Origin of the sequence: Roseburia sp. 1XD42-69 (genome assembly GCF_003612565.1) — a bacterium.
Taxonomy (GTDB): domain Bacteria; phylum Bacillota; class Clostridia; order Lachnospirales; family Lachnospiraceae; genus Roseburia_B.
Genome location: NZ_RAZG01000281.1, coordinates 1 through 502, shown reverse-complemented (window position 1 = coordinate 502; position 502 = coordinate 1). Strand labels below are relative to the sequence as shown.

Sequence of the window (502 nt, the reverse complement as noted above, 5' to 3'; positions counted from 1 at the left end):
GGAGGATGAGGAATTAAAAAAATCAGCATGAACTTTCAACTTTTTGTGTCCAAAGTATTGACATAGGTCCAATTTCCACCGCAGGGCGGAAAGCAATCTGGCGTTCATCCACCATTTGCAGGATTTCGGGTACAAGCTCGGTCAGACGGATAAAGCGGCGTATCTGCTCACGGCTTTCGCCTACTCTGTCAGCAAGTTCTTCATTAGACCTTGACTTCGACACCACTGGTGTCGAAGTTAAATCAACACGTTGTCCTTGTCTGTCCATTGCTTCAAGCCGCATCTTATACGCAAAGGCTTTCTCACTCGGCAAGATAGTAGTCCTTTGGAGATTACTCTCAACCATGACAATAATCGCTTCGTCACGGGTCAGCTCCTTAATCTCGCATTTGAGCGTTTCAAGCCCTGCAAGCTCGCAAGCCTTTTTTCTTCTGTGACCGCTGATAAGCTCATACCGCCCGTCCTCTTTCTGGCGGACTGTGGCAGGGGTCATTACGCCGCT

Annotated in this window: 1 pseudogene; it reads right to left on the bottom strand. The window is 48.4% G+C overall.

The features are described from left to right. Positions 1 to 70: 70 nt before the first annotated feature. Positions 71 to 502, bottom strand: a pseudogene (locus D7Y06_RS25585) (ParB/RepB/Spo0J family partition protein); the annotation flags it as partial.